This is a genomic window from Salmonella sp. SJTUF15570, from assembly GCF_043357055.1.
Lineage (GTDB): Bacteria > Pseudomonadota > Gammaproteobacteria > Enterobacterales > Enterobacteriaceae > Salmonella > Salmonella enterica.
Genome location: NZ_JBEUKJ010000002.1, coordinates 51280 through 76685, shown reverse-complemented (window position 1 = coordinate 76685; position 25406 = coordinate 51280). Strand labels below are relative to the sequence as shown.

General features: G+C 50.5%; 33 protein-coding genes and 2 pseudogenes. 9 read left to right on the top strand and 26 right to left on the bottom strand.

Annotated elements, in window-relative coordinates; genetic code table 11:
- Window positions 1-3 precede the first annotated feature (3 nt).
- The 10 genes and pseudogenes from ABVN44_RS03895 to ABVN44_RS03850 all read right to left on the bottom strand — a co-directional run bounded on the left by ABVN44_RS03895 (window position 4) and on the right by ABVN44_RS03850 (window position 5383).
- On the bottom strand, window positions 4-993 hold the full coding sequence (locus ABVN44_RS03895; RefSeq protein WP_012513026.1) for a DUF968 domain-containing protein: 990 nt from the start codon (window positions 991-993) through the stop codon (window positions 4-6).
- Between the two features lie 7 nt (window positions 994-1000).
- A complete protein-coding gene (locus tag ABVN44_RS03890; RefSeq protein ID WP_001061375.1) occupies window positions 1001-1798 on the bottom strand; it encodes a KilA-N domain-containing protein in 798 nt (265 codons plus the stop codon).
- 19 nt (window positions 1799-1817) lie between these two features.
- Window positions 1818-2207 (bottom strand): RusA family crossover junction endodeoxyribonuclease, encoded by a 390-nt coding sequence (locus ABVN44_RS03885; protein WP_000767130.1) that lies wholly within the window; start codon window positions 2205-2207, stop codon window positions 1818-1820.
- Window positions 2204-2530, bottom strand: a complete 327-nt coding sequence (locus ABVN44_RS03880; RefSeq protein WP_000210148.1) for a LexA family transcriptional regulator — start codon at window positions 2528-2530, stop codon at window positions 2204-2206. The genes ABVN44_RS03885 and ABVN44_RS03880 overlap by 4 nt, the downstream gene beginning before the upstream one ends.
- Window positions 2527-3180 carry a phage N-6-adenine-methyltransferase gene (locus ABVN44_RS03875; RefSeq protein WP_000066917.1) on the bottom strand — a complete coding sequence of 218 codons (654 nt, stop codon included), beginning with the start codon at window positions 3178-3180 and terminating at the stop codon, window positions 2527-2529. The genes ABVN44_RS03880 and ABVN44_RS03875 overlap by 4 nt, the downstream gene beginning before the upstream one ends.
- A 14-nt stretch (window positions 3181-3194) precedes the next feature.
- Window positions 3195-3278 (bottom strand): annotated as a pseudogene (locus ABVN44_RS03870) (hypothetical protein); the annotation flags it as partial.
- Complete coding sequence (locus ABVN44_RS03865; RefSeq protein ID WP_000104967.1) at window positions 3275-4216, bottom strand: helix-turn-helix domain-containing protein; 942 nt, start codon at window positions 4214-4216, stop codon at window positions 3275-3277. The pseudogene ABVN44_RS03870 and the gene ABVN44_RS03865, both read right to left, overlap by 4 nt.
- The gene (locus tag ABVN44_RS03860) at window positions 4206-4385 is read right to left on the bottom strand and encodes a DUF4222 domain-containing protein (protein ID WP_001250269.1); all 180 of its coding nucleotides are present in this window, start codon (window positions 4383-4385) and stop codon (window positions 4206-4208) included. Before ABVN44_RS03860 ends, ABVN44_RS03865 begins: the two co-directional genes overlap by 11 nt.
- A gap of 175 nt (window positions 4386-4560) precedes the next feature.
- The gene (gene ymfL / locus ABVN44_RS03855) at window positions 4561-5112 is read right to left on the bottom strand and encodes a protein YmfL (protein WP_058652097.1); all 552 of its coding nucleotides are present in this window, start codon (window positions 5110-5112) and stop codon (window positions 4561-4563) included.
- Between the two features lie 22 nt (window positions 5113-5134).
- Window positions 5135-5383, bottom strand: a complete 249-nt coding sequence (locus ABVN44_RS03850; RefSeq protein WP_000187185.1) for a YdaS family helix-turn-helix protein — start codon at window positions 5381-5383, stop codon at window positions 5135-5137.
- 135 nt (window positions 5384-5518) lie between these two features.
- On the opposite strand from ABVN44_RS03850, the gene ABVN44_RS03845 reads away from it, so the two are divergent.
- Complete coding sequence (locus ABVN44_RS03845; protein ID WP_000853319.1) at window positions 5519-6205, top strand: helix-turn-helix transcriptional regulator; 687 nt, start codon at window positions 5519-5521, stop codon at window positions 6203-6205.
- Here the strand turns inward: ABVN44_RS03845 and ABVN44_RS03840 are convergent.
- Window positions 6188-7078 carry a BRCT domain-containing protein gene (locus ABVN44_RS03840; protein ID WP_000389078.1) on the bottom strand — a complete coding sequence of 297 codons (891 nt, stop codon included), beginning with the start codon at window positions 7076-7078 and terminating at the stop codon, window positions 6188-6190. The genes ABVN44_RS03845 and ABVN44_RS03840 overlap by 18 nt on opposite strands.
- A 205-nt stretch (window positions 7079-7283) precedes the next feature.
- Between ABVN44_RS03840 and ABVN44_RS03835 the strand changes: the two genes are divergently transcribed.
- On the top strand, window positions 7284-7592 hold the full coding sequence (locus tag ABVN44_RS03835; protein WP_047624181.1) for a hypothetical protein: 309 nt from the start codon (window positions 7284-7286) through the stop codon (window positions 7590-7592).
- Here the strand turns inward: ABVN44_RS03835 and ymfI are convergent.
- Window positions 7530-7871, bottom strand: coding sequence for a protein YmfI (gene ymfI, locus ABVN44_RS03830; protein WP_001307125.1), 342 nt, complete (start codon window positions 7869-7871; stop codon window positions 7530-7532). The two genes, ABVN44_RS03835 and ymfI, sit on opposite strands and share 63 nt — an antisense overlap.
- A 355-nt stretch (window positions 7872-8226) precedes the next feature.
- Here ymfI and yfdR point away from each other — a divergent pair, with 355 nt between their 5' ends.
- The 5 genes from yfdR (at window position 8227) to ABVN44_RS03805 (ending at window position 10945) form a co-directional block, all read left to right on the top strand.
- Entirely contained in the window at window positions 8227-8763 is a 537-nt protein-coding gene (yfdR, locus tag ABVN44_RS03825; protein ID WP_080192526.1) for a 5'-deoxynucleotidase, read from the top strand.
- Window positions 8754-9275: a hypothetical protein gene (locus ABVN44_RS03820; protein ID WP_001242734.1), complete on the top strand. Its 522-nt coding sequence runs from the start codon at window positions 8754-8756 to the stop codon at window positions 9273-9275. The genes yfdR and ABVN44_RS03820 overlap by 10 nt, the downstream gene beginning before the upstream one ends.
- Complete coding sequence (locus ABVN44_RS03815) at window positions 9272-9760, top strand: class I SAM-dependent methyltransferase (RefSeq protein ID WP_021563902.1); 489 nt, start codon at window positions 9272-9274, stop codon at window positions 9758-9760. Before ABVN44_RS03820 ends, ABVN44_RS03815 begins: the two co-directional genes overlap by 4 nt.
- A 303-nt stretch (window positions 9761-10063) precedes the next feature.
- Window positions 10064-10636 (top strand): 3'-5' exonuclease, encoded by a 573-nt coding sequence (locus ABVN44_RS03810; protein WP_024146004.1) that lies wholly within the window; start codon window positions 10064-10066, stop codon window positions 10634-10636.
- 36 nt (window positions 10637-10672) lie between these two features.
- On the top strand, window positions 10673-10945 hold the full coding sequence (locus ABVN44_RS03805) for a pyocin activator PrtN family protein (protein ID WP_001093914.1): 273 nt from the start codon (window positions 10673-10675) through the stop codon (window positions 10943-10945).
- Between the two features lie 33 nt (window positions 10946-10978).
- On the opposite strand, the gene ABVN44_RS03800 is transcribed toward ABVN44_RS03805, so the two are convergent.
- The 4 genes and pseudogenes from ABVN44_RS03800 to ABVN44_RS03785 all read right to left on the bottom strand — a co-directional run bounded on the left by ABVN44_RS03800 (window position 10979) and on the right by ABVN44_RS03785 (window position 13631).
- Window positions 10979-11440 carry a hypothetical protein gene (locus ABVN44_RS03800; RefSeq protein ID WP_000900143.1) on the bottom strand — a complete coding sequence of 154 codons (462 nt, stop codon included), beginning with the start codon at window positions 11438-11440 and terminating at the stop codon, window positions 10979-10981.
- A 5-nt stretch (window positions 11441-11445) separates the two neighbouring features.
- Window positions 11446-12027: a Panacea domain-containing protein gene (locus ABVN44_RS03795; RefSeq protein WP_001535325.1), complete on the bottom strand. Its 582-nt coding sequence runs from the start codon at window positions 12025-12027 to the stop codon at window positions 11446-11448.
- Between the two features lie 140 nt (window positions 12028-12167).
- A pseudogene (locus tag ABVN44_RS03790) lies at window positions 12168-12233 on the bottom strand (hypothetical protein); the annotation flags it as partial.
- 87 nt (window positions 12234-12320) lie between these two features.
- Window positions 12321-13631, bottom strand: coding sequence for a conjugal transfer protein TraF (locus ABVN44_RS03785; protein WP_001039335.1), 1311 nt, complete (start codon window positions 13629-13631; stop codon window positions 12321-12323).
- Between the two features lie 246 nt (window positions 13632-13877).
- Between ABVN44_RS03785 and zur the strand changes: the two genes are divergently transcribed.
- On the top strand, window positions 13878-14393 hold the full coding sequence (zur, locus tag ABVN44_RS03780) for a zinc uptake transcriptional repressor Zur (RefSeq protein WP_023231879.1): 516 nt from the start codon (window positions 13878-13880) through the stop codon (window positions 14391-14393).
- A 99-nt stretch (window positions 14394-14492) separates the two neighbouring features.
- On the opposite strand, the gene ABVN44_RS03775 is transcribed toward zur, so the two are convergent.
- The 5 genes from ABVN44_RS03775 to ABVN44_RS03755 all read right to left on the bottom strand — a co-directional run bounded on the left by ABVN44_RS03775 (window position 14493) and on the right by ABVN44_RS03755 (window position 17423).
- The gene (locus tag ABVN44_RS03775; protein WP_001030592.1) at window positions 14493-14702 is read right to left on the bottom strand and encodes a CsbD family protein; all 210 of its coding nucleotides are present in this window, start codon (window positions 14700-14702) and stop codon (window positions 14493-14495) included.
- Between the two features lie 21 nt (window positions 14703-14723).
- Window positions 14724-14837, bottom strand: coding sequence for a hypothetical protein (locus ABVN44_RS03770; protein ID WP_001575282.1), 114 nt, complete (start codon window positions 14835-14837; stop codon window positions 14724-14726).
- Window positions 14834-16159 (bottom strand): MATE family efflux transporter DinF, encoded by a 1326-nt coding sequence (gene dinF, locus ABVN44_RS03765; RefSeq protein WP_001128112.1) that lies wholly within the window; start codon window positions 16157-16159, stop codon window positions 14834-14836. The genes ABVN44_RS03770 and dinF overlap by 4 nt, the downstream gene beginning before the upstream one ends.
- Before the next feature lie 178 nt (window positions 16160-16337).
- Entirely contained in the window at window positions 16338-16946 is a 609-nt protein-coding gene (gene lexA / locus ABVN44_RS03760; RefSeq protein ID WP_000646079.1) for a transcriptional repressor LexA, read from the bottom strand.
- 108 nt (window positions 16947-17054) lie between these two features.
- On the bottom strand, window positions 17055-17423 hold the full coding sequence (locus ABVN44_RS03755; RefSeq protein ID WP_000002900.1) for a diacylglycerol kinase: 369 nt from the start codon (window positions 17421-17423) through the stop codon (window positions 17055-17057).
- Window positions 17424-17593: 170 nt separating this feature from the next.
- Here ABVN44_RS03755 and plsB point away from each other — a divergent pair, with 170 nt between their 5' ends.
- The gene (plsB, locus tag ABVN44_RS03750; RefSeq protein ID WP_000017360.1) at window positions 17594-20014 is read left to right on the top strand and encodes a glycerol-3-phosphate 1-O-acyltransferase PlsB; all 2421 of its coding nucleotides are present in this window, start codon (window positions 17594-17596) and stop codon (window positions 20012-20014) included.
- 98 nt (window positions 20015-20112) lie between these two features.
- Here the strand turns inward: plsB and ubiA are convergent, their stop codons facing one another.
- The 5 genes from ubiA to malK form a co-directional block, all read right to left on the bottom strand.
- On the bottom strand, window positions 20113-20985 hold the full coding sequence (gene ubiA / locus ABVN44_RS03745; protein ID WP_000455249.1) for a 4-hydroxybenzoate octaprenyltransferase: 873 nt from the start codon (window positions 20983-20985) through the stop codon (window positions 20113-20115).
- A gap of 13 nt (window positions 20986-20998) precedes the next feature.
- Window positions 20999-21496, bottom strand: a complete 498-nt coding sequence (ubiC, locus tag ABVN44_RS03740; protein ID WP_000019230.1) for a chorismate lyase — start codon at window positions 21494-21496, stop codon at window positions 20999-21001.
- Between the two features lie 180 nt (window positions 21497-21676).
- Complete coding sequence (gene malM / locus ABVN44_RS03735) at window positions 21677-22594, bottom strand: maltose operon protein MalM (protein ID WP_000782497.1); 918 nt, start codon at window positions 22592-22594, stop codon at window positions 21677-21679.
- A gap of 163 nt (window positions 22595-22757) precedes the next feature.
- Window positions 22758-24116, bottom strand: coding sequence for a maltoporin (locus ABVN44_RS03730; RefSeq protein ID WP_023232172.1), 1359 nt, complete (start codon window positions 24114-24116; stop codon window positions 22758-22760).
- Between the two features lie 88 nt (window positions 24117-24204).
- The gene (gene malK, locus ABVN44_RS03725; protein ID WP_000179176.1) at window positions 24205-25314 is read right to left on the bottom strand and encodes a maltose/maltodextrin ABC transporter ATP-binding protein MalK; all 1110 of its coding nucleotides are present in this window, start codon (window positions 25312-25314) and stop codon (window positions 24205-24207) included.
- Window positions 25315-25406: the final 92 nt, after the last annotated feature.

The following is a 25406-nucleotide window of genomic DNA, read 5'->3' as shown; positions in this document are numbered from 1 at the left end:
CACTTACGCCAGTACGCCTATTGCCAGCGCACGATCGATAAAACGAAATATCAGCTCCAGCTGGGAGCCATACTTCTCTTCAAATGCCACGGTATCCGCATGCAGCTCGTCGTGATGCTTTCTGCACAAAGGCAACACAAAGAGGTCATGCGCTTTTGTACCCATTCCACCCTGACCGTGACCTATCAGGTGGTGGGGATCATCAGCAGGCTTTCCACAACATGCACACGGCTGCGTCTTAACCCAGCGCGTGTACTTTTCATTAACCCAGCGGCGACGTTTTGGACGTAACATAAAAGACTCCGGCGACTCCGGATCCACTTTCAGCGCCAGCACCTTTTTCGCTTTATCCTGGATGATGCTGGTGGCAGGAACCGAATGTACAAGGTCACTTTCCCGGGTGGCCGCCTGCACAACAGGCTTCGGTAATCTCAGTGCCTTACGGGCTGCGCTTTCCGGTAAGGCATCCGCCAGATCATTACGAACCAGCCACCAGCACAGTTCCGGCATTGTCACAACGTGACTGTCATCAAAACCGAGATCCCGACGCACAACAGACAACACCCAGCGGGCACAGTTATCCGTTGCCATTGATTCCAGCCGTTCCGTGAACTGATCGCGCAGCTGGTTATCGCAGTGCCAGCACAGACGGATTGCGCCCGGAGCGTGTCGCATTGTGGTCATGTTCTCGCTGTGCCAGTCGGAATGAGGCCACTGGCAGCCTTTTTCACGAAGTAACCAGCTTTCAAGACATTCCACGCCACCAGCACGACGGATCACCGCCTCATTGCGGAACACAGCCCGAACGGCAGGATCATCCGCCAGTGGTTGTGATGCCGCCGGAACGGCACCACTGGCAAAAGATGAATAACGTTCCGGCTCAGGCTCCAGCAGGACACGCCCCTGCATAAACAGGGGCATCAGCTCTGAACCGGGTCTGAACAATACGATCCCCATACGCGGGGCAATCTCAGGGGTCAGTAGCGCTCTCACGGTCACCTCAATGAACGGTATCGAGCAGCTTTAACAGCTCAGGGAATCGGGATTCGAAGAAATGCGGCTGCGTCTCACGCGGATTTGCCGGACTGGTGATGTTCTTGCCGAACATGCAGCCTTTCGCCGTCAGCGACCAGAATTTTTTGATGTTATTAATCGCGGTACGGCTGTATCGTTCGCGCTGTTCGACGATCCCCAGTTTCACCATCTGGTGATATGCCTGATTAGCCGTAAGGCGGATACCATACTGTTTCAGCAGTGCACTCAGTGATAGTGTCGGGCGACTTGAGCCATCGTGTGCATCAGCAGGGGCATCAATGGCATAGCGCGGTGCCAGATTCGGTAAGCCAACAGCCTCCTGGAGTTTCTGACAGGCACCAAGCACAGATGAGTTAGACAGATTTAACTCCCGACGCATAAAGTCCAGCAGAATCACGCCAGCCTGCATCTTGTCAGCAGCCTGCCCGGATAATTTTTCCGGTGCGCTGGTTACCATATCGAAAGTACGGATCACCTTCAGATGAAATGACGGGCTGATCCACATTGCATAGGCATACACCAGTTCTTTGCAGACATACGTCCCCTGGTTATTTCCGCCACGAATAACGTTAACTGGCTCTATATTGACCGAGTTGCAAATCTGCAACTCGCTTATTAAACGTTCAGTTTGCTCATTGCGGAGCCAGAATGCAGGCTTATGCTTATCCAGAGAACCAGCAGCCCTGTGCAGATCGTTCAGGCTGTAACGCCCAAAAGCATCACGACGAACTTCAATACCATCAATGACCATCAGATTATTCATACTTCGTTTCTCCTCTCAATCAGGCGGCTGCACCCGCCGTTTTCTCGTACTTACTGATAGTGATCTCGACCTTCCCTTCCGGGATAACCGGTCCCCACTCCACCAGCATTCTTTTCACCTGACTGTCGTCTTCCCACACACCCGCGTGGGTCAGGGCGTCAAACAGCGCCTTGTTATAGTTGTCCAGATCGCGGATCCGGTTATCCGGAGGAAACAACACGATCTCCACTGAAGCAGGTGCCGACGTTGGTTTTGGCAGACGACGTAACTGCTCAACTATTGCTGCACACGCCGTGCTCTGGAATTTGCGCCCCGCCGCGCTTATCAGGCTCTTACCTGCAAACGCTCCTTTGTTGGGGTGTCGCCAGTACGTGTTCACGCTGGGCGGAAAAGGCAGGATCAGCTTCATACTTTCAGGCCCCTCTCATGTAACCAGTGGGCTGCACGCAACCTGGCGTTTTCCTCACCGGCAAGCAGTGCGCGGATAATCCCGGCCGCCTCGCTGTCGTCGTCCTTCACCGCGGTATGAAGCGTTATCCCCCGGGCCACGCCACGCTTTATCGTGATGACGCCTTTTTTCTCCAGTGCGCGAAGATGCTCCACCGCTGCATTCACCGAACGGTATCCCAGCATGGTTGCCACCTCCTGATTGGTTGGCGGGAAGCCACGTTCTTTCTGATAAGAAATCAGCATATCCAGCACCTGCTGCTGGCATTGAGTTAACGTCGTCATGCCGCCATCTCCCTGACCAGTTTTTCTGCCTGCTGGCGAACCTGCGCCAGAAAGGCCTCACCACATGCCTCAAGTTCGTCGCGCCCGATGTAGCTGATTGCCGGTCCCTTCCAGGTCTTGTCGAAAACAGCAATAGCACCAGCGAAGAAAGCTCCTGTCGGCACCTGCTTCTCATCCTTCGGGATAAACCAGGCAGGCAGTTCAAAACCAATACGCCCGCGAATAAAAGCAATATGGTCCGCATCTTCCGGCCACCACACTTCGCTGGTGGCAGCTTTGATCAGGAAAACATAGCGCCCGCCCTTATCACGCATGGCACTGGCATGTTTCATGATGTAACGCATGCCGGTGATGTATTGCCCCTCATGCTGACTGGCGCGGCTGTATGGGGGATTACCAAAGGCAGCACCTTTAAGCTCCGCAAGACGTTCTGACCAGTCATGCGCCAGCGCGTTGTCTTCCGCCGTGTAATACGCGGCACATTTGGCGTTATCACCGTCAGTGAACAGATCCAGAACAAACGGACCAAACAAGGTGTTAATTCCCCAGAAAATGTTGTCCGGCGTGCGCCACTGATCGCCCACTTCCTTCAGTTCATGGGCTGGTTTGTTCCGCAGTTCTACCAGCGCCTGGCAATATTTATTACTCATTAAGCCCCCACGTAAAAAGCATCCGCAATGTCTCCGGAAGTACAGCCCGGATGGGCTTCAATGAATTTCTGAACGTCATTTAACAGACTCATGATCACCCCCTGAATCCTGCCGGGATCTGGCTGTAGTCCACGTTGTCGTAACTGGCTTTGAAGTACGGGTCTTCGCGTTTTTCTGTGTACGTGCTGACGGACGGCGATAAGCGCAGGGAAAGCTCATCCCATTTTTCCCGCAGCTTCGACGGGCTGAGCACGTTACGGCACCAGAACGGATCGCGGCTGACGCGGCTGTACATCTCGCAGATTTGTTTGTGAGTACGACCATCCTGCACACACATCAGGCGAATTTCGTTTGCCCAGGCTGTCCAGTTCGGTTCTTTGGGACGAACCACCTCGCCGTCACATTCGGCGGCCTGCTCGTACAGGGCGATGATTTTTTTCCAGAGCCACTGTGCGCAGGTCAAATCATCCTGCGTTCCCCACTGGCGCTTTTTAGGGCTGAATACAACCGCATCAGGATGGCGAGTTAAAAACTCCTGTTCAGCCGTCTGCGTGTCCGGTTGCGAAGCGTCCGGACGAGAAGTTTTTTTATCTGACGGATCATGTTTTGATTTTACTGACGGATCCCCGCCAGATTCTGACGGGTGAAAACCCGCTTTTTTGCCAGATTTCGACGCATCAAATTTTGACGGGTCAGATTTTGATGCGTCAGATTTTGACGGGTCAGAATCTGACAGTTGAGAAAATGCCGCTGCCTGAAGCTTCGCAACGTTAAGCTGATAAACATTCGACGCATTGCGGTTACCCTGGCGACGCGCCTTACGCGTTAACCAGCCTTCTGCTTCCAGCCGTGCGATAGCCGTTCTGACGGTACTCATTCCCGCGCCAATCTGGCGGGCAATGGTTTCAATTGATGGCCAGCACACACCTTCGTCATTACTGAAATCAGCCAGGCGGGCCATAATTGCCACGCTGGATAATTTCATGCCTGATGCAGCGCAACCATCCCATACATAGCCGGTTAATTTAGTGCTCATGACCGACCTCTATTTCCCTGAATTTACGACGAAACTGTTCGAGCGGGCTGAAGCACTCATGCTCATAGCCTTCGCGGAGGTAGATAACTCGTTGTGTTTCCGGCTCCCAACGAATGACTCTGACGGGCACTCCGTAGTGATCTTTGAACCAGCGGTTAACTTGTCGCAAAGGACTGTCTCCTTCTGCCGGTTGAAATCACCCACAGCCCACTCAGCAAAGCTGTGGGTTACAATTTCCCTGTCACCTGGTACATTAACTGCATAGCAATACTCCACCTTCGCTTTTCCACCCGGTACAGGAAGCGCAATCAGTTGCGAGCGACGGTAGTGTGTTGTTAAACTGTTCATGCGTTAGTTTCTCCACAGTCACGACACGCCACGGCGCCCGGAGCTGCACACTCGCGGGCGTCATTACTTTCTGAAATGCAAAAGATTTTGTAGACCAGTGCTGCATGCTCCTGCAGCTTCGAAATTGAGAGATACAGCTCGTCGTTAATTGCTGTCTTCTCATGCGGTTCCACCACACCGTCTTCGATTGCCGAACGAATCTGCTTTGAGTAACTCCCGATCTGTTCGATGACTTCCAGCAGGCGCTGGTTTATATCGGCGTTCTCTACTTCCTCAATTTCAGGAAGCGATACGAACACCCCACCAGCAGACTGTGCGACAGCATCCGCAATGTAGTGAGTGCCAGCTGCGCGCTGTAAAACCATTGCCCATCCCAGCGGGAAAATCTGATCGCCATCGGCACGAAGGCGGTTAAATAATGCGTTCTCTGTTACATCCAGCCAGTCAGCAGCTTCAGCGTAACCACCCGGCAACGCCGCGATAGTTTTTCTGACAGCTTTCACGTACCACTTAGGCTGTTTTTCTACTTTCCAGTGATGCTTACCCACGGCTATCTCCTTAAAACTGTGGTTACTTTTCATCTGATGAATCTTTAATCTTTTGAAAAATATCTGGACGTAATTTTTCTTTTGATATGCCAGTGGTCTTTTCAATGAATATCGAGAGCTTTGCAGGGGGACGCTTTTCTCTGTTCAACCAGTTCCAGACATGTTGTTGCTTTACTAAATGACCGCTGCTGGCTGTGAGCTTCCGAGCCAATTCTGATTGACCACCAGCCAGAGCGATTGCCTCCGATAAGGCTAATTGCTCAGGTGTCATAGCTTTCTCCTTTTTAGGTAGTTAAGTTGTTACGAGTTGCAAGAATACAACATTAACAACTTTTATCACAACTTTTAGGTGTTGGAAAGCTAAAACATAAAGTTGTAACCTCATCAAAAAAGAGAGGGATATGTTGTGAAAACACTGGCAGAACGATTAAAGATAGGTAGAGAGAAAGCTGGCATGAGCCAAGCTCAACTAGCTGAAAAAATTGGACTTTCACAACAATCTGTAGCCAAAATAGAGAATGGCGAAACTCTACAACCGCGCAAAATTAAAGAAATTGCAAAAGTTTTAGGTGTATCACAAAAGTGGTTACAACTTGGTATTGAAGACAACGCATCCATACCTGATCTTGTTGTAAAAGAAGCAGAAAGCACCGCATTAGACCCCGATATTTTCGTAAACATTCCTGTTTTAGATGTCGAGTTATCGGCAGGTAACGGATGTCTGGCTGAAATAGTTGAATCAGCTATTGACTGGTTTCCATTAAGAAGAGCAGATTTGAGAAAATCTGGCGTATGTGCATCTAATGCCAAGATCGTAAAAATATGGGGGAACAGTTTATTACCGGTTCTCAATAATGGAGATCTTGTTGCCGTTGATATTTCTCAAACCGTTCCTATTCGTGATGGCGATCTTTATGCCGTACGAGATGGTGTATTGCTAAGGGTTAAAATACTTATCAACTTACCTGACGGTGGCTTGATTCTTAGAAGCTTCAACAAAGATGAGTACCCAGATGAAATACTCACCTTTGAAGATAGACGAGCCAGAATTCATGTTATAGGTAGGGTATTCTGGTCATCGCGAACTTGGTAATGCATCGAAAAGCATTTCTTCAGAAATAATTTTAAGTTTTGCACCATTATCATCCCTATAAGATATAGCCTTTTCGATCTTCCTTCCGTGACTTGAGAATTTCCAATCACGGGAGGAAAGCGTCCCAATTACTAAAAAATCCAACTTTTGAGTAATTCCACTACTGATGTTCCCACCAGCATTTTTAATCAAATTTTCAACTACGGCTCTCTTTCCTGCAACAAAAGTGCCTGTAAGACAATAGGTTTTACCCTCTAACTCTATCGAAGCCCCTACATCAATAGGCAGCCTGGTCGCCAAACCATCCACCACTCCACTTTCCAAGTCACATCCTGTGAAGTCTACTAATGCCTTATGTAGAGTTAAACTCTCATCTTCAGTAATAACACCATCTTTAAGAATTTCCTTTACAAGTGCATAAAGTTTTTTTCCTGGGTAGTTGTTCTTCAAAGCTCCATTTTGCTCAAGCCACCAATTAAGATATCTTATTTCTTCTTGAGTTAAGTTCCGATCAGCAATTAATCCTTTACATAGTCCATTAAGTAAATGGACATCTACATCCTTGGAGTAAAAATCAATTTCAGGGATATCAAGAATTTCCCTCTGTATTTGGAGAAGGCTATTTTTAAGGTCATCACGTTCTTCTGATGTGATTATTCCATCTGCAAGAATATCCGACACCCGTGCTGATAGACTTTTTATAACTCCATTATTGATAATCTGCTTTGCTTCAAGTAACCATGTATCTAAGTAAAGAACCTCCTCTTCACGGACAACTCCATCTGCAATAATTCCATCAATGATGCTAATCAAGTTAGCAAATAACTTGTCCCGGTTCTGTGTGTAATTAAAAGCGTAAAGCGCGTCTTCCATACAACCTCCTTTTTTTGATAATCCTTGCACTCCTTGGCTACTCGTTCAAACCACATAAAGTTGTTGACAACATTCAAAACCACAACTAAATTACAACTTAAAGGTGTTAAAACAACGAACAGGCAGGACGCCCACGAAGTAGCCCGCCTGGTACGTACGAAGACCGGGATGATTCGTTAGCGGATGATTTCAGTGGAGAGAATAGATGAATGAGCAGAATTTGAAGCATGTGATCGCATTGTTGCTGGAAGACGCTAAACGTTTGCAGCAGATAGAGCCAAATGCAGGCACTGAGGCCCGTATTTTGTTAGCAAAACAGGCATTAAAGACTTGCGGGGCGCAAGACCCTGATCGAACCAAGTTCATGAATTTCATGGCTAACACGATCACCCCCCTGCCATGCAATGGAGAGAGGGTGAGCCGTGTTTATCACGACACAATGGTTAAGGCATTAAGAATCGAGCTTGATGGGCTTAGGCGTAAGATCGTGATGAACAAAATCGTTGCCAACTAAGGAAGCAGACGGAAGTAAGCATGCGCTTTGTTCAAATTTGCAGACAAATATATTTGCGTCAACACCAGCACTGTTAGCAATGGAAAAAGTTTGATCAAGGATTTGTTGGCAGTTCATTGTGCTTTTGAGGATATATCCCTCTGGAATCAGTCTGCAGCAGCTATCGTCAGACTCTTTGATTGTTTTCTGGTACAGAAAGTTAAGCATTAATTCTTCAAATTTTTTGGTCTGTTCGGCTGTTGCTTCAAACAGACGAACGTGAACATAAAACTGGTTCATTAGGTTTCCTTGCTGGCTGTGTGAGAACTCCAGCATACCACCGAGCCTGAAGTGGTGAAAAGACAGGCAATAGTTTCATTGCTGTGTGTAGTCTTGGAGGTACCAGCTTGTACCCTTGCTTCCGGCTGGTACCGTCCTTTTTACAAAACAGAGAAGAGCATCACCGGACGACGAGCTCATAACCCAATCCATCCGGGCGGCTGCCACCGCAGATGTTCTTCTCTGTTTTGTGGAGAAACTAACCGCCCCTACGGGGGCATTCATGGAAATGTAATTGACTCAATAATCGCCGGACGGTGAGGGCTTCCTTTTACCCGAATTCAGCGCGGTGCAGCGCATATACGTGGAGAACAAAATGTCATTTATTAAAACTTTTTCCGGGAAGCATTTTTATTATGACAGGATAAATAAAGACGACATCGTTATTAACGATATCGCGGTTTCCCTTTCAAATATCTGTCGCTTTGCAGGACATCTTTCACACTTCTACAGTGTCGCCCAACATGCGGTGCTTTGCAGCCAGCTGGTGCCGCAGGAATTTGCTTTTGAAGCTTTAATGCATGATGCAACAGAAGCATATTGCCAGGACATCCCCGCGCCACTGAAACGACTTCTTCCTGACTATAAACGGATGGAAGAAAAAATAGACACCGTAATCCGTGAAAAATACGGGTTACCTCCTGTTATGAGCACGCCAGTGAAATATGCCGATCTCATTATGCTGGCAACCGAACGCCGCGATCTCGGGCTTGATGATGGCTCTTTCTGGCCTGTACTGGAAGGCATCCCGGCAACAGAGATGTTCAAAGTTATTCCACTGTCACCAGGCCATGCCTACGGGATGTTTATGGAACGTTTTAACGAGTTATCGGAGTTACGCAAATGCGCATGAATGTTTTCGAAATGGAAGGGTTTCTTCGCGGGAAATGTGTACCGCGAGATCTGAAAGTGAACGAAACAAATGCTGAGTACCTAGTACGTAAGTTCGACGCGCTTGAAGCTAAATACGAGACGCTGGCGGCGGAGAATGCGCGGCTGAATAAATTTATCGTACAGAGTTGCTATGTGTTTAATGGCGAGCAGGATGAAATATCTGATGCGTATATCTGCGCAGCAGGCGGAGGTATGCCGCAAATTCCAGCCACCGATGCTTTTCTGGCTGAAATTCGTGCGGAGGCTCGCAACGAGGGAATTAACTATACCGCAAGTCGTCTTGCTGCTGCTTTCAACCACGGATTTATCAATAAGTCTTTACGTGAAGTTTTCGACGTTACGCGCATGATTCTGTCAGCGAAAGAAGAGTTAGCTAATGAACCGCATCCGATTGATGGCCTGTCCGGTGAATATGCGGAGAAATCCCTTGAAGAATGGGCGGAGCAGATTCGCAAAGGAGGCAACCAGTGACTGGACATGCAGCAATCCTCGACATGTGCTGTGGCAGTCGCATGTTCTGGTTCGATAAGAATGACGACCGGGCGATATTTAGCGACATCAGAAAGGAAGAGCACACATTATGTGATGGACGACGCCTGATAATTAGCCCTGACCTGATAGCAGATTTTCGTGCATTACCATTTGCAGACGCATCGTTTCCGGTTGTTGTATTCGACCCTCCGCATCTTGAGCGTGTTGGTGATAACGCCTGGATGGGAAAGAAATATGGACGGCTGAATAAAGATACCTGGCGTGATGATTTGCGGCAGGGATTTAAAGAAGCCTTTCGTGTGTTGTGGCCAAACGGTGTTCTGGTTTTTAAATGGAATGAAACGCAAATACCGGTAAGCCAGATTTTGGCACTGACAGACAGAAAACCTGTTATCGGTCAACGAACAGGAAAAAACGATAAAACCCACTGGATTATTTTTATGAAAGAGGCAACCAGTGAGTAATTATCTGTACTGGTCTGGCTTAGTGGCTAACATCGCGCTCATGTTGTTCGTGGCTCTTTGCATCTGGGTTTGGTTTATCTGGCCTTTTGTAGAGGCCATGAGCATAACTCGGTGCTTTATTTGCGCATCAAAGACTTCTGGATGCAAACCAACTGTAAGAGCAATTATCAGAACTTTAAAATACTGGTATCTGGATTTGCTTTTCGGCAGGGGCTGGACGCGAATTAGTAACCGCCAGTTTGAATGGGAAGGCGTCGGTAACTGGCGAATTCACAGCAGCAAAGAAACGCAGGAGGTGAAGTAATGAATAACTTAATGATCGACCTTGAGACGATGGGGAAAAATAAGGATGCACCGATCGTTTCCATTGGCGCGGTGTTCTTCACTCCAGAAACCGGAGACATCGGACAAGAATTCTATACGGTTGTTAGCCTGGAAAGTGCTATGGGGCAAGGAGCTACACCTGACGGCGATACCATCCTGTGGTGGTTGAAACAAAGCCCTGAAGCACGAGCTGCAATCTGTATTGATGATACTTTGTCGATCAGCGATGCTCTCTCAGAACTAAATCATTTCATTAACCGGCACGCAGCCAATACGAAATATTTAAAAGTCTGGGGTAACGGGGCCACCTTCGACAACGTAATTTTACGTGGAGCTTATGAGCGAGCAGGACAAATCTGCCCGTGGGCATACTGGAATGACCACGATGTACGCACGATCGTTACGCTTGGGCGTTCCATCGGATTCGACCCCAAAATGGACATCCCTTTCGATGGCGAACGGCACAACGCCCTAGCCGATGCCCGTCATCAGGCAAAATATGTTTCCGCTATCTGGCAGAAATTAATTCCTGCCACCAGCACAGAATTATGATTTTCCCGGGTGCAGCCGGTTTTGATGGAGAAAATTATGAATACCTTGTTTTTACTGATGGCTGAATTCAATACCCCTAACATTGAACTCTCAGCAGTTAGCCAAAAGTACTTTGGCATGAGTCCAGCCACGGCAGAAGCAAAAGCAAACGCTTGTAAGTTGCCCGTTCCAACATATCGCATCGGCACATCACAAAAAGCAAAACGTTGCATCAATATTCAGGATCTTGCGGAATACATAGACAAAAGGCGAGAAGAAGGGCGTGCTGAGTGGGAAAGGGTCAGAACCCATAAACAAAGGCTCATTTAAATAGAATATGAATAAACCCATCCAAAGATGGGTTTATTCATAATGTTGAAGAGCAGCGAGTATCAGTTTTTTATGCCGTTTAACCATAGTTTTAGATATCTCAACTGCACATCGAACTTGTCTCATACAATGATCTGTAATGCGACCTTTTAGCACGTCACCATATTGGATGGCTATTTTCTCTTTAATAATTTCAAGATCGAAAGCAGCATGAGCCTCAATGCAATTAACAAATGAGTCCCATTTAAGAAAATCATGGTCCTCTCTATTAATTTCGACCTGACAAGCCATAAGATCATTGTTTCTCTTAATAAATTCATTTATATCTGAATTTATTAGAAGAACTAAAAGAGGTTCACAGCAAACAACCACCATATATTTTACTTTAGGTGGGGTCGTAAAATCACAATGAAGATACAATACATCACCGGGTGATATACCTCTTTCACGACTAAAATTAGCCTTAAAATCAGGAGGGAAACAATCACCCAGCATAAGTATCAATATCCGTTCTTCAGATAATCCAGTATTAATTTGCTATTTTTTAGCTGTGCAACTATCGATTCCAAAGACATCTCACCATTGTGATCTGCCTGTTCCCATGCCGCGTCATGGCTCATGGTTCTGATAGCTTCAAAGGACATGTTTCCAAGCATCGCGATAGACTTATCAATACACTCTAAATCTGAGTCACTAAAAAAGTCTTCATCAGCTTCACGGCTCGGCACAATCGTCATACCTGATACAGAAAATGCTTTTCGCACAGAATCGACATCACAACCATTAGGAATGTAACGTCCATCTCCACGAGCAATTTTTATAATATCGTATGTGTTGCTTGCTACAGGCCCATCCTTCATAGCGTTATAGTGATCGCCCGTTATGAGGCGTCCAAAACTTTCAAGGTGAAACCTGTCAGCATAATAAAGAATTTTTCCGACATGATAGATATCTGGGATCGGTGCTTTAGAGGCGACGTACAGAATGGCCTCTAAAGCCTTTTCTGAATCAAACCTTACATTTAGCATCAATACACCCTTCATCCAAACAACATCGTCAAGCTCTGGCAAATGCAACCGCATCCGCCTTCTACAATCTTAAAGTCTTCACCTACGCTAGGTCAATTGAAGTGATGAGCAAATGATGCTTTCTAAGAAGAACAGGTTCCCAATAGGCTCCCACAAAGTGTATAACTACTTGTTTTTCAAAAACGGTACATCCTATCGAGCATAGGCGCGATGGAGAAGCGATAAGCAGGAAAAGCGGAGGACTGGGTTTCAGGCTGCATGGCGAATAAATAAGCATCCGGTTAAAAAAGGGGCGTTACTATAGCATAACGCTAAACCGGAGGCGTAGCGCCTCCGGTGAAAGCACCTCAGAATGTCATTGTAAGCTGCGCGCCTGCCCCCCAGGTTTCATCTTCGCCGTACAGTCCCATTAAATCGAGATGCACACGGTTAAAGGGCGCAAAGCCAAGACCGCCGGTAACCACATTGCTATCGTTATTTTTCACATCCGCACGATACCCTGCGCGCACCGCCAGCCATGACAACGGTCGAACTTCAGCGCCGACACCCACGTACTGTGAATTGTCTTCGCTCTTAAAGCCTTTCGTTTCCGTCAGATCGCCATCGGCGCTTACGGTCAGCAAATCGTTATGCCATGCGATGCCCGCGGTAACCAGGGGGCGGATTTGGTATGTATCTTTGTAGTTGGTGGTTTCTCCCGTCATACCATTAGTGATGTAAATATCTTTCGTATCGATATCGCGAGATACCAGATTTTGCCCGCTCAGCCCCAACGTCCAGTTTTCACCGATATCGGCAGCAAGCCCCGCATCAATGTTAAAACCCGTATCGTCATTGCGATAACGGCTGCTATTCCAGTCGCTACTGTCGTAGTTATAAATTGAGGTGGTGTAGTTATAGAGCCAGGTTTTTTGCAGTTTTGGCGTAACGCCAATGGAAACAGGCACCTCGCCCACCACAAACTGCTTCGCCAGCGCAATACCGTAGTCAGATACAATCGCTACCCGCCCCGACGCGGTAGAGTTTAAATGCTTTGTAATTTCGTCAGACCCCAGCAAAGCAGCGCGTCCTGCTTCACGAAGCGCAACACGTTCATCATGCTGGATATCGCGCAGATACTGAATATCGTTCTGATCAATGGACGAACTGACGCGCCCATGCGCATAACCTTTGGCAATAAACGCCACGGAAAGCGTTTGCCCTGGAATACTTACCGCCAACCCGGCGCCGGCATTGGCGCGGGCGGTTTTTCCGTTGAGATATTCCAGCTCATCGGCCAGGTCGCGCGCGGCGCCCTGAAATTGATTCAGCACGCCTCGCGGATTGAGCAGAATTTGCCCCAGCGTAAGGTTATCGACGACCTCATCGTAGTAATCCACTTTATCGCTGATATCGTCAATTTCATCCTGGAGATTGTCTTTATCCGTAATCTGGACGCCGACCGCAGGAAGGACAACAGTGATATTGTCTTCCGGTTTGGCTTTTGCCAGTAACGCCGGATTTAACAGTACTCCGCTGCCATAATTCGCGGACGCAACGCCCGTCCCGCCCATTGCGTCATTACGCGCTTCCGTCCAGGTATTGGCGGCGCTCGCCTGCTTTGCCATAAAAAGCGAGACCGCGATAGCAATCAGTGAAAGTTTGACGTTTTTGTTCACAGTTAGCCCATCTTATTATCAAGTGAAGTAATCCCTCCGCCACGCTTTACCGGACAGAGGCGAACTATTGCTGTGAAATAGTGATGTTAAATCCTGTTGTTATAATATCGACCCTCATTATGTATAGATGAGAATACTGGCGCGGAAAAGCTTAGCAGGCGATATATTGTCGCGGGGTAATTTCAGAGTTTTAAGCAGCTCGTGGTAAAGTAACGGATTAGACTTTCATGCCATTCGAGGTGCTACATGGAAAAGACCACAACGCAAGAGTTACTGGCGCAAGCTGAAAAACTCTGCGCGCAGCGCAACGTGCGCCTGACGCCTCAGCGCCTCGAAGTGCTGCGCCTGATGAGTCTGCAACAGGGTGCCATCAGCGCATACGATTTGCTCGATTTGCTGCGCGAAACGGAACCACAGGCCAAACCGCCCACCATCTACCGCGCGCTGGATTTTTTGCTCGAACAGGGTTTTGTCCATAAAGTGGAATCCACCAATAGTTATGTGGTTTGCCACCTGTTCGACCAGCCGACGCACAGCTCGGCCATGTTTATCTGCGATCGTTGTGGCGTGGTGAAGGAAGAGTGTGCCGAGGGCGTGGAAGACATCATGCATACGCTGGCGGCTAAAATGGGCTTTGCGCTACGACATAACGTTATTGAGGCGCACGGTCTGTGCCCTGAGTGCGTAGAAGTGGAAGCGTGTCGCCATCCGGGCGACTGTGGTCACGACCACTCGGTGCTGGTGAAGAAAAAACCGCGTTAGCCTGAACGGAAAAACGGGCGGCAGTAGAGAGGGGCACGCCCGCATTCATAAGCAAACAGTGGGAAGCACATCCATGTACTCCTGGTAGGGGAAAACATATTACCAGCGATAGTTGTTACGGGTTTCCCAGTCAACAACCTCTTTTTCCGCCTGATCTTTCTGGTAACCGTAACGCTCCTGGATTTTACCTACCAGTTGGTCGCGTTTACCTTCGATAACGGTCATATCGTCATCGGTCAGTTTGCCCCATTGTTCTTTCATTTTACCTTTAAACTGTTTCCAGTTACCGCCGGCTTCGTCTTTATTCATCATCTTGTCCTCATCATTCGGTTAGGAATAGCAGGTGTTATTCGCCCAAATGCACTGCAATTTCTGCTGGACGTGATAATAATTGTAGGCAGGAATTCGGCCTTCGGTTTTATATTCAGAATTTTTAACCGTCACGATCTGGCAAACCATGTACCCTCGCGCCAGTGACGACGCCAGATAAGGCTCAACGACAGACCGCGAAGCGCCAGGAACACGGTTAATGCCAGCCATAAACCATGATTTCCTAATACCGGCAGGGCGAAGAGCGTCAGCGCGAATCCTCCCGCGGCGACTGCCATGCTATTGCGCATTTCGGCAGCGCGCGTCGCGCCAATAAACATACCGTCGAGCAGATAGCACCATACGCCCACCAGCGGTAATACCACCTGCCAGATAAGATACCGATCCGCCAGTAGCTGTATTTGCGGCAATGAGGTCAGTAACGCGACAATATGTTCGCCTGCCAGGGCATAGACTGTGGAAAACAACAAGGCCACAATTCCTGACTGACGACACGCTGCTCGCCAGACGTCCAGTAGCTTGCTACCGTCACGCGCGCCGTAAGCCTGACCGGAGTGCGCCTCCACCGCATAAGCAAAACCGTCCAGCGCATAGGCCGTAAAGGTGAGTAAGGTCATCAGGACTGCATTTACCGCGATAATATCGCTGCCCAGCCGCGCGCCTGACACCGTGATTGCGCCAAAACAAAGCTGAAGAAGCAATGAGCGCAGCATGATATCGCGATTGAGCGCCAAAAGGCGGCGCACGTTGCCGCGCCAGGCCTGTTTTAGCATATCCAGCGACACACCGCGGAGATGGAGAACTTTACGTACCATCATAAAGCCGATCAGTAACGTGGCATATTCTGCGATGACCGTCGCCAGGGCGGCGCCCTGCACGTTCATATGAAGTCCCATCACCAGCCACAGGTCGAGCGCGATGTTGAGAATATTGCCCACGACCAACAAGATAACCGGCGCCCGCGCATACTGAACGCCTAACAGCCAACCGAGCAGTACCAGATTCGCCAGTGACGCGGGAGCGCTTAGCCAACGAATTTCAAGGAAGCGTCTCGCCTGCACCAGGACAGCGTCGTTCCCGCCGACAATATGTAAAGCCAGCTCGATAAGCGGCGTGCGAAATAGCACAATCATCACGCCAGCGCCCAGCGCCAGCAATAACGGTTGAATGAGCGCCCGGGCTAACGCCTGCGGATTTTTGGCGCCAAATGCCTGCGCCGTTAGGCCGGTGGTGCTCATACGTAGAAATAGCAGCAGCATGAAAAGAAAGCTGGTGGCAGTCGCGCCCACCGCCACGCCGCCCAGGAAAACCGGGCTGTCCAGATGACCAATCACCGCCGTATCGACCAGCCCCAGTAAGGGGACGGTGATGTTAGAAAAAATCATCGGCAGCGCGAGACGCCAGAGAGCTTTATCAGAGGAGGTAAAAAGCGGCATGGAGAAAAGCCTGACAAGGAGTTAAACGAAACGAGCGCATTGCCGGATGGCGACGTAACGCCTTATCCGGCCTACAAATTAATCATCTCAGGAACTGCATTCCCGTAGGCCTGATAAGCGCAGCGCCATCAGGCTGCACGATTGCCGGATGACGGCTTACAAGGAGATTAAAAAGAGACTACAACCATTCCCCGTTGCGAATGACGCCTACCGCCAGCCCTTCAATCGTAAAGCTTTGTTCGCGCAGATCCACCACTATCGGTGTAAACTCGCTGTTTTCCGGCAGCAGCTCCACTTTATTGCCCTGCTTTTTCAGGCGTTTTACTGTCACTTCATCGTCAATGCGAGCGACAACCACCTGGCCATTACGGACGTCCTGCGTTTTATGTACCGCCAGCAAATCCCCATCCATAATACCGATGTCTTTCATCGACATACCGCTCACGCGCAGCAGGAAATCGGCGCTGGGTTTGAACAGTGAAGGATCGACCTGGTAATGGCCTTCAATATGCTGCTGCGCCAGAAGCGGTTCACCCGCCGCGACACGCCCGACAAGCGGTAATCCGTCCTCTTCTTCCTGTAACAGACGGATACCTCGCGATGCGCCGGAAACGATTTCAAGCACCCCTTTGCGCGCCAGCGCTTTAAGGTGTTCTTCCGCCGCGTTTGGGGAACGGAACCCCAAACGCTGCGCGATTTCCGCACGCGTCGGTGGCATACCTGTCTGGCTGATGTGATCCCGGATGAGATCAAACACCTCTTGTTGCCTGGCCGTTAACGCTTTCATTCCGCCCCCTGGGTGTATATACAGTCATGCTGTGAGTATATACAGTTAAAGGTGATTTTGGAACCACAAACGGCGCAAAAAACAAGAGATTTATAAAATTTGGAACCTTTATCGAAAATGTGACCATAACAGGATGCCCCAGGTCATCAGGGCAACGAAAATAGACAGTAGCACCGCAGCCGATCCCATATCTTTCGCACGGCCGGAAAGCTCATGGTATTCAGAACCGATGCGGTCAACGACCGCTTCAATAGCGCTGTTGAGGATTTCAACAATCATGATAAGTAAAACGGAACCTATCAATAACACACGGGTAATCGCATCCACATCCAGCCAGCAGGCGATGATGACGCCCAGCAATACCGCGATACTTTCCTGGCGAAACGCCGCTTCGTGAGTCCATGCGGCGCGAAATCCTTTCCAGGAATATCCTGCCGCTTTGATAATTCTGGTGAATCCAGTGGTATTATTGGCCATCAAAAGAACCTTTTTACATTATTAACGTCAATGACATTATACGGTTGCCCTGCACGATTCGGACTGCCGTAACGCAGCGCGAAGTATGACGGGATACAACAGAAATTCGCTAAACTTTCTGATATCCTTGCACCGCATTTGCATTATTAACCAGAGGCTTTACATCGTTTATGTCCGGCTGGCCACGAATTTACTACAAATTACTGAATTTACCATTAAGCATACTGGTAAAAAGCAAGTCTATTCCGGCGGAACCCGCCCAGGAATTGGGGCTCGATACTTCTCGCCCCATTATGTATGTCTTGCCATACAACTCAAAAGCGGACTTACTGACGCTGCGGGCGCAATGTCTGGCGCACGATCTCCCGGATCCGCTGGAGCCGCTGGAGATCGACGGCGCGCTGCTGCCACGCTATGTATTTATTCACGGCGGACCGCGTGTCTTTACCTATTACACGCCAAAAGAAGAGTCGGTGAAACTTTTTCACGATTATCTCGATCTGCATCGGAGTAATCCGGCTTTGGACGTGCAGATGGTGCCCGTTTCCGTGATGTTTGGCCGCGCGCCGGGTCGTGAAAAGGGAGAAGATAACCCGCCTTTACGTATGCTGAACGGCGTACAGAAATTCTTTGCCATCTCCTGGCTGGGTCGCGATAGCTTTGTCCGATTCTCGCCGTCCGTCTCATTGCGTCGCATGGCTGATGAACACGGCACCGATAAAATCATCGCGCAGAAGCTGGCTCGCGTGGCGCGTATGCACTTTGCCCGCCAGCGCCTGGCGGCGGTTGGCCCACGCCTGCCCGCCCGTCAGGATCTGTTTAACAAACTGCTGGCCTCGAAAGCGATCGCCCGCGCGGTAGAAGACGAAGCGCGCAGTAAAAAAATCTCTCATGAAAAAGCGCAGCAAAACGCCATTGCGCTGATGGAAGAGATCGCGGCGAACTTCTCTTACGAGATGATTCGTTTGACCGACAGGATTTTGGGGTTTACCTGGAACCGACTGTACCAGGGGATTAACGTGCATAACGCCGAGCGCGTACGCCAACTGGCGCACGACGGGCATGAAATCGTCTATGTGCCCTGTCACCGCAGCCATATGGACTATTTGCTCCTTTCTTATGTGCTGTACCATCAGGGGCTGGTTCCGCCGCACATTGCCGCCGGTATTAACCTTAATTTCTGGCCCGCTGGCCCGATTTTCCGTCGTCTGGGCGCGTTCTTTATTCGTCGCACCTTTAAGGGGAATAAACTCTATTCCACCGTCTTTCGCGAATACCTGGGCGAGCTGTTCAGCCGCGGTTACTCGGTTGAGTATTTTGTCGAAGGAGGACGTTCGCGTACCGGACGTTTGTTAGACCCGAAAACCGGCACCCTGTCGATGACTATCCAGGCGATGCTGCGCGGCGGTACCCGTCCAATTACGTTAGTGCCTATTTACATCGGCTATGAGCACGTCATGGAAGTGGGCACCTATGCGAAAGAACTGCGCGGCGCGACAAAAGAGAAAGAGAGCCTGCCGCAGATGCTGAAAGGCTTGAGCAAGCTGCGCAATCTGGGTCAGGGCTACGTTAACTTTGGCGAACCGATGCCGCTCATGACGTACCTGAACCAGCATGTGCCGGAGTGGCGCGAATCTATCGACCCTATAGAGGCCATACGCCCAGCCTGGCTGACGCCGACGGTAAATAGTATCGCCGCCGATCTGATGGTGCGTATTAACAACGCTGGCGCGGCAAACGCGATGAACCTGTGTTGTACCGCGCTGTTAGCGTCGCGTCAGCGCTCGCTCACCCGCGAGCAGCTCACCGAGCAGCTTGATTGCTATCTCGATCTGATGCGCAATGTCCCTTATTCCACAGACTCAACCGTTCCTGCCGCCAGCGCTGGCGAGCTCATCGCTCACGCGCTGCAGATGAATAAGTTTGAGGTCGAGAAAGACACCATTGGCGATATCATCATTCTGCCGCGCGAGCAGGCGGTGTTGATGACCTACTATCGTAACAATATCGCGCATATGTTGATTATGCCTTCGCTGATGGCGGCGATTATCACCCAGCATCGTCGCATTTCGCGTGATGCGTTGCAGCAGCATGTTGAAGCGCTCTATCCGATGTTAAAAGCGGAGCTGTTCCTGCGCTGGGAGCGCGAGGAGTTAGCCTCGGTCATTGACGCGCTGGCCAGTGAAATGCAGCGTCAGGGGCTAATTACCCTGCAGGATGATGAACTGCATATCAACCCGACGCATTCCCGTACGCTGCAACTGCTGGCGGCAGGCGCGCGTGAAACGCTACAGCGTTATGCCATTACGTTCTGGCTGTTGAGCGCCAATCCGTCCATCAACCGCAGTACGCTGGAGAAAGAAAGCCGTACCGTGGCGCAACGTCTGTCTGTCCTGCACGGTATTAACGCGCCGGAGTTTTTCGACAAAGCGGTGTTCAGTTCACTCGTGTTGACGCTACGGGATGAGGGTTATATCAGTGATACGGGCGATGCCGAACCGGCAGAAACGATGAAGATATATCAGATGCTTGCCGATCTGATTACCTCTGATGTCCGTCTGACGATTGAAAGCGCGACGCAGGGCGAGTAAGCCAGTGCCTGAAATGCCCGATGGCGTAAGCTCATCGGGCGACTGATATGACGTATTGAAAATTTTGGCTTTGCAGGCCGGGTTCGCCCGGCATGACATCAGAAGTGCCAGTAACTCATCGCCAGCCCTAAAAATAGCACCAGGCCAACGTAGTTATTGTTCATAAAGGCTTTAAAGCAGGCTTCACGCTCACGGTTCGCAATCAGTTTTTGCTGGTAGACAAACAGCGCGCCCGCCACCAGCACAGCCCAGTAATATCCCCATCCCAGACCATTCAACCAGCCGATCAGCGCCATTAACGCCATGACGCCAAGCTGCAGAATCCCGATAATCAATGTGTCATAACGACCAAACAGGATCGCCGTCGATTTAATGCCTATCTTGATATCATCATCTCTGTCGACCATCGCATATTGCGTATCGTAAGCCACCGCCCAGAGAATATTGGCGAGGAACATCAGCCAGCAGCTCAACGGCAGGGATTCGCTCACCGCGGCGAACGCCATGGGGATTGACCAGCCGAAAGCGGCCCCCAGCACGACCTGCGGCAGGTGGGTGTAGCGTTTCATAAAGGGATAAACCCAGGCCAACGCCAGCGCCGCCACGGAAAGCAGAATCGTCATGGCGTTCAGCGTCAGCACCAACAGAAACGCCAGCAGCACCAGCACCACAAACAGGTTGCGCGCTTCTTTCTCTGTCACGGCGCCGCTGGGTAAAGGTCGGTTGACCGTACGTTTTACATGTCCGTCAAATTTACGATCGGCATAATCATTCACCACGCAGCCCGCCGCGCGCATTAACCACACGCCAGCGACAAAAACCGCCAAAATCCACAGCTGAGGCATACCCGGCGTCGCCACCCATAGCGCCCAAAGCGTCGGCCAGAGCAGCAGCAACGCGCCAATAGGCTTATCTGTACGCATCAAACGGTGAAACGCCAGCAGCTTACTCTGCGTCAGACTCCACTCCATCTTTATCTTCCTCTCAGTACAGCGGCGATGCAGGTAAAAAAAGCTCGGTAAGCAACAGCGGTTTTCCGCTCAACCGCAGTCGAGAGCGGCGCCCCCACAGCGTTGCATCGCGTCCAATTTCAATAAAATCGCGGGTCAGTGTCGATGATGTAAATAGATAACGTCCAAGCGGGGTTTTACCCAGATGTTGTAAGACCTGTTCAGGTCCGCACAGCGTGGATTCCGGTACCACGGTACGTCCGGCAAGCCAGGGCTCGCCGTCAGCGCAAAGCAGTATCTCACGTAACCAGTAGCGGGACTCGGATGGCAGTAAACCTGATGCTTCCTCGACCTCACTTTGGCCGACAAACGCTTCCCGAATCAGCGTCACGCTTACCCGCTTTCCCTGCTGCTCAAAACGTTTAGTCATAGAATCTTCCAGCAACAGCCAGTCCAGCAAATGGGGTTCAAGCGCAGGAATCGCATCAAAATAGCGCAGCGCACGCAGTCGCGTTAACGCAGGGTGTGACATGCCTTACTCTCCGATTCATAACCTAAAGTCATTGTATCTCAGAAAAGACATTACGGGGGGCGCAATCACAATTAAGTGATCTGTTGCGCAACAAAAAAATAACAATTCGCATGAAATGACAAAAAAAGGTGCGCCAGGAGACGCACCAGTTGCTGCAAAATCAGCACTGTGGGGAAACAATTACCCCTTGCCTTTTACACTGCTGATAAAGGTGGAACGGGCAGATGTCGATCCCAGACGTTCGGCCTCATCAAGCAGTTTCAGCGCTTTATCGACGTCGCCTTTCGCTACGGCATCCTTAATCGCTTTATTAAAGTAGCTTTCCGTATCGTTCAACATCGGTTCGCTTTTCTTCGGCGCGACTGGCGCTGGCGCAGCGACCGGCGCGGCGGTATTGCCTACCGTTACCGGCCCGGTACCGGACGAGCCAAACAACGGCCCGACCAATACGCTGGAGCTGCTGTTGGTTTTCACCTTCAGTTTCACCACGCCGTCAGTGGTATGGCGAGCAACTGGATCGGGAATATCCGGGATAGAGTTACCGACGCCTTTGGCATAGGCTTTTGCCGGATCGAGCAGCGTAGTAGTTTGCTGAAGATCTTTTTCGGTCGTAAACACCAGAACATAGAGTTTCTGCTGCCCCAACGCAGGCGTCAGGCGCATCACGCCTTCCAGCCGGTCTGCGCTCATGACGCCCGGCTGCTGATAAGTAAAGTAACTGCTGGGGAAGAACGCCGAAGGCGTCATATTTTGGTCAAGAATCAACACGTTTGGCGCAAAAACGCTGGCTTGCTTATTGACCTCGCTGGTCAGAGTTAATGTCAGCTCGCCGATATTCGCCGGAACACTATAAGCGGCGACCGGGCCGGTAATGCCGGCGACGTCAAGGCGCTGGCCGCCCGTCGCCAGTTGGGTAGACTGCGTTTTTGACTGATCTACAGGCGTCCAGGTTAATTGCTGTAGCGCAGCAGCAGGAATAGCGGGCGCGGCGCTGGTATTTTGCGGTACATAGTTCACTTCCGCCAGGCTGATACCCGGCACGCTGGCGAACAGCCCTGCGGTTAAACAGAGGGCGACGAGACTTTTCTTCATTTTCATTATTCTCACCTCAATAAGGCGGGTTCAGCGGTAGCCAGGCAATAGCGCGCCAACCCAAACATATCGCCGAATGGCGGCTGGCGCCTTATTCGGCTTACAAGCATCATCAGACCTGATGTTTCAGAGGGGCTTGCGCCCCTCGTTACGTCAGATGACCATCGTATTACCACCAGATTTCCATCTGGGCGCCGAAGGTCCACTCATCGCTATCGCCACGGCTGTTGGTGGAAATGCCGGAGTTAGTCGCTGCGGCATAACGGGAAATGTTATCGCCGTCTTTGATATAGCCCCATTTCTCATCCCATTTCGCGTAGGTGGCGAAAATACGGATAGCCGGACGCGACCAGATGCTGTCGCCCGCCTGCCACTGTTGCGCCAGGGTGATTTTATATTGATTGTTACGATCGCCGGTCTGCTGAGATTTCACGTTGTCGTAGCCGACTTCCAGCAGGGTACTCATGATTGGCGTCCACTTGTACATTGGACGTACGCCCACGGTCCACCACTCAGTACCCAGGTTATTATCCCAATCGATATTCTGGTACATACCGACGTACATCAAATCCCATTTATCACCAAGCGAGATGGCGCCATGATCCAAAATACGCCACATATCGCCATTATTATTGATGACCTTATTGGCATAATTAATTTTGGTTCCATCAGGCAATTCTTCAGTGAAAGATGAAGAACCGTCGGAACCGCGCGCCTGGCCTTTACCCTGCGTGGTCATGGCATCGCTGGCATATTGCACGACAAACTTGTTATAGCCTTTCAACATGCTTTGCGTGTGTTCGGCGGTGAACATCCAGCCGTCTTTCGATGCCCCATCAGCCAGCTTATAACCATCGGTCGTATTGGCGCGACCGTAATCAACGCCCAGCTCCAGTACGCCGTCCGGGTTCGTTTGCAGACCAGCCAGACGTACGTCAAAGACGTCGTTAGCGGTATCTTTTACTTCATCATAAATATTCTGGCTGCTGAAGGTGTAAGAGCCGCCCGCTTCAGTAGAGCGGGTCGCCGCCAGTGAAAGCTTACCGAAGCCCAGATCGATATTTTCGATACCCGCGCCAGGACCTGAAATATCCCAGTAGTAGAAGTCGATCATGTGTACGTCATGACGCTGATAGAAGCGCTTACCGGCCCAGATGGTAGAGCCCGGCAGCCATTCAATCAGGTTTTTACCCTGCACGTTCGCTTCGCGGAAGGCGGGATCGGTCGATTCCCAGTCGTTCTGCTGGTTAACCGAATAGGCGACGTTGGTGTCGAAATAGAAGCTCTTATCGCCCTCTTTCCACACTTCCTGGCCCAGTTTCAGTTCCGCATAGGTTTCACATTCGTTACCAAGACGGTATTTACTTTGTGCACCGGTCACCTGGAAACATTGTTGTTCGCCGCCGCTTCCCGTCCAGCCAATACCGGAACGGGCGTAACCGTGGAAATCGACAGCCATTGCCTGAGCGGACATTACGCCCGCTGCGACAGCAACTGCCAGTGGGAGTTTGCGCAGAGTAATCATCATTCTATCTCCTGAGATCATTGCTTTTCTTTAAACGCTGCCACCTTCTAAAACTGCGAATGGTTTTGCGTTTCGTTTTTTTATGGAGGCCTTAAACACCCGGCTCTTGATGCAGACGACGACATGCGCTGCCATCCTCGCGGAACAGATGACAGCGCTCTGGCGGCAGGCCGATAGCGAATGTGGCGCCCTCTTCTACCAACACCACGTCATTCTGGCGATAAACCAGGTTTTGACGGATGGCGGGGATCTGGATATGAATTTGTGTTTCGTGCCCTAACTGCTCGACCACCTGGACCTCGCCTTCCAGGGTGACATCGGCGATATCGCTCGGCAGCAGGTGTTCCGGCCGAATGCCTAAAGACATATTGGCGCCGACCTGCACGCCGCGACTTTCGACCGGCAGCCAGATTTGCTGGCGATTCGGCAGTTCGACCTGGACTTGTTCAATCGCGGTGGCGGTCACTTTCACCGGCAGGAAGTTCATCTTCGGCGAGCCGATGAAGCCCGCGACAAAGCGGTCCGCCGGATAGTGGTACAGCTCCAGCGGCTTACCGACCTGCGCGACGCGACCGGCGTCCAGCACCACGATTTTGTCGGCCAGCGTCATCGCCTCGACCTGATCGTGGGTGACGTAAATCATCGTGCGGCCCAGACGTTTATGCAGGCGAGAAATTTCAATGCGCATCTGCACGCGTAGCGCGGCGTCCAGGTTAGAGAGCGGTTCGTCCAGCAAAAACACACGCGGCTCCGCTACCAGCGTGCGGCCAATCGCTACGCGCTGACGCTGACCGCCGGAAAGCGCTTTTGGCTTACGTTCCAGCAGATGCGCCAGTTGCAGCACTTCCGCCACCTGGTTGACGCGTTGATTCATTACCTCTTTTTTGGCGCCCGCCAGCTTGAGGCCGAAAGACATGTTTTCTGCAACGGAGAGATGGGGATAGAGCGCATAAGACTGGAATACCATGCCCACGCCGCGCTCGGCAGGCGGGATATCATTCATACGGGTTTCCCCGATAAACAGGTCGCCACTGGTGATGGTTTCAAGCCCGGCGATCATACGCAGCAAGGTCGATTTACCACAGCCTGACGGTCCCACAAACACCACGAACTCCCCGTCATGGATATCGAGGTTAATATCTTTCGATACCACCACGTCACCCCAGGCTTTCGTTACATTTCGTAGCTGTACGCTCGCCATGCCCTTCTCCCTTCGTTACAACCTGTCATTGACAGCAACATTCATGATGGCCTGACTATGCGCGATCCCTGACTGGGGTAAATCCTCCACCC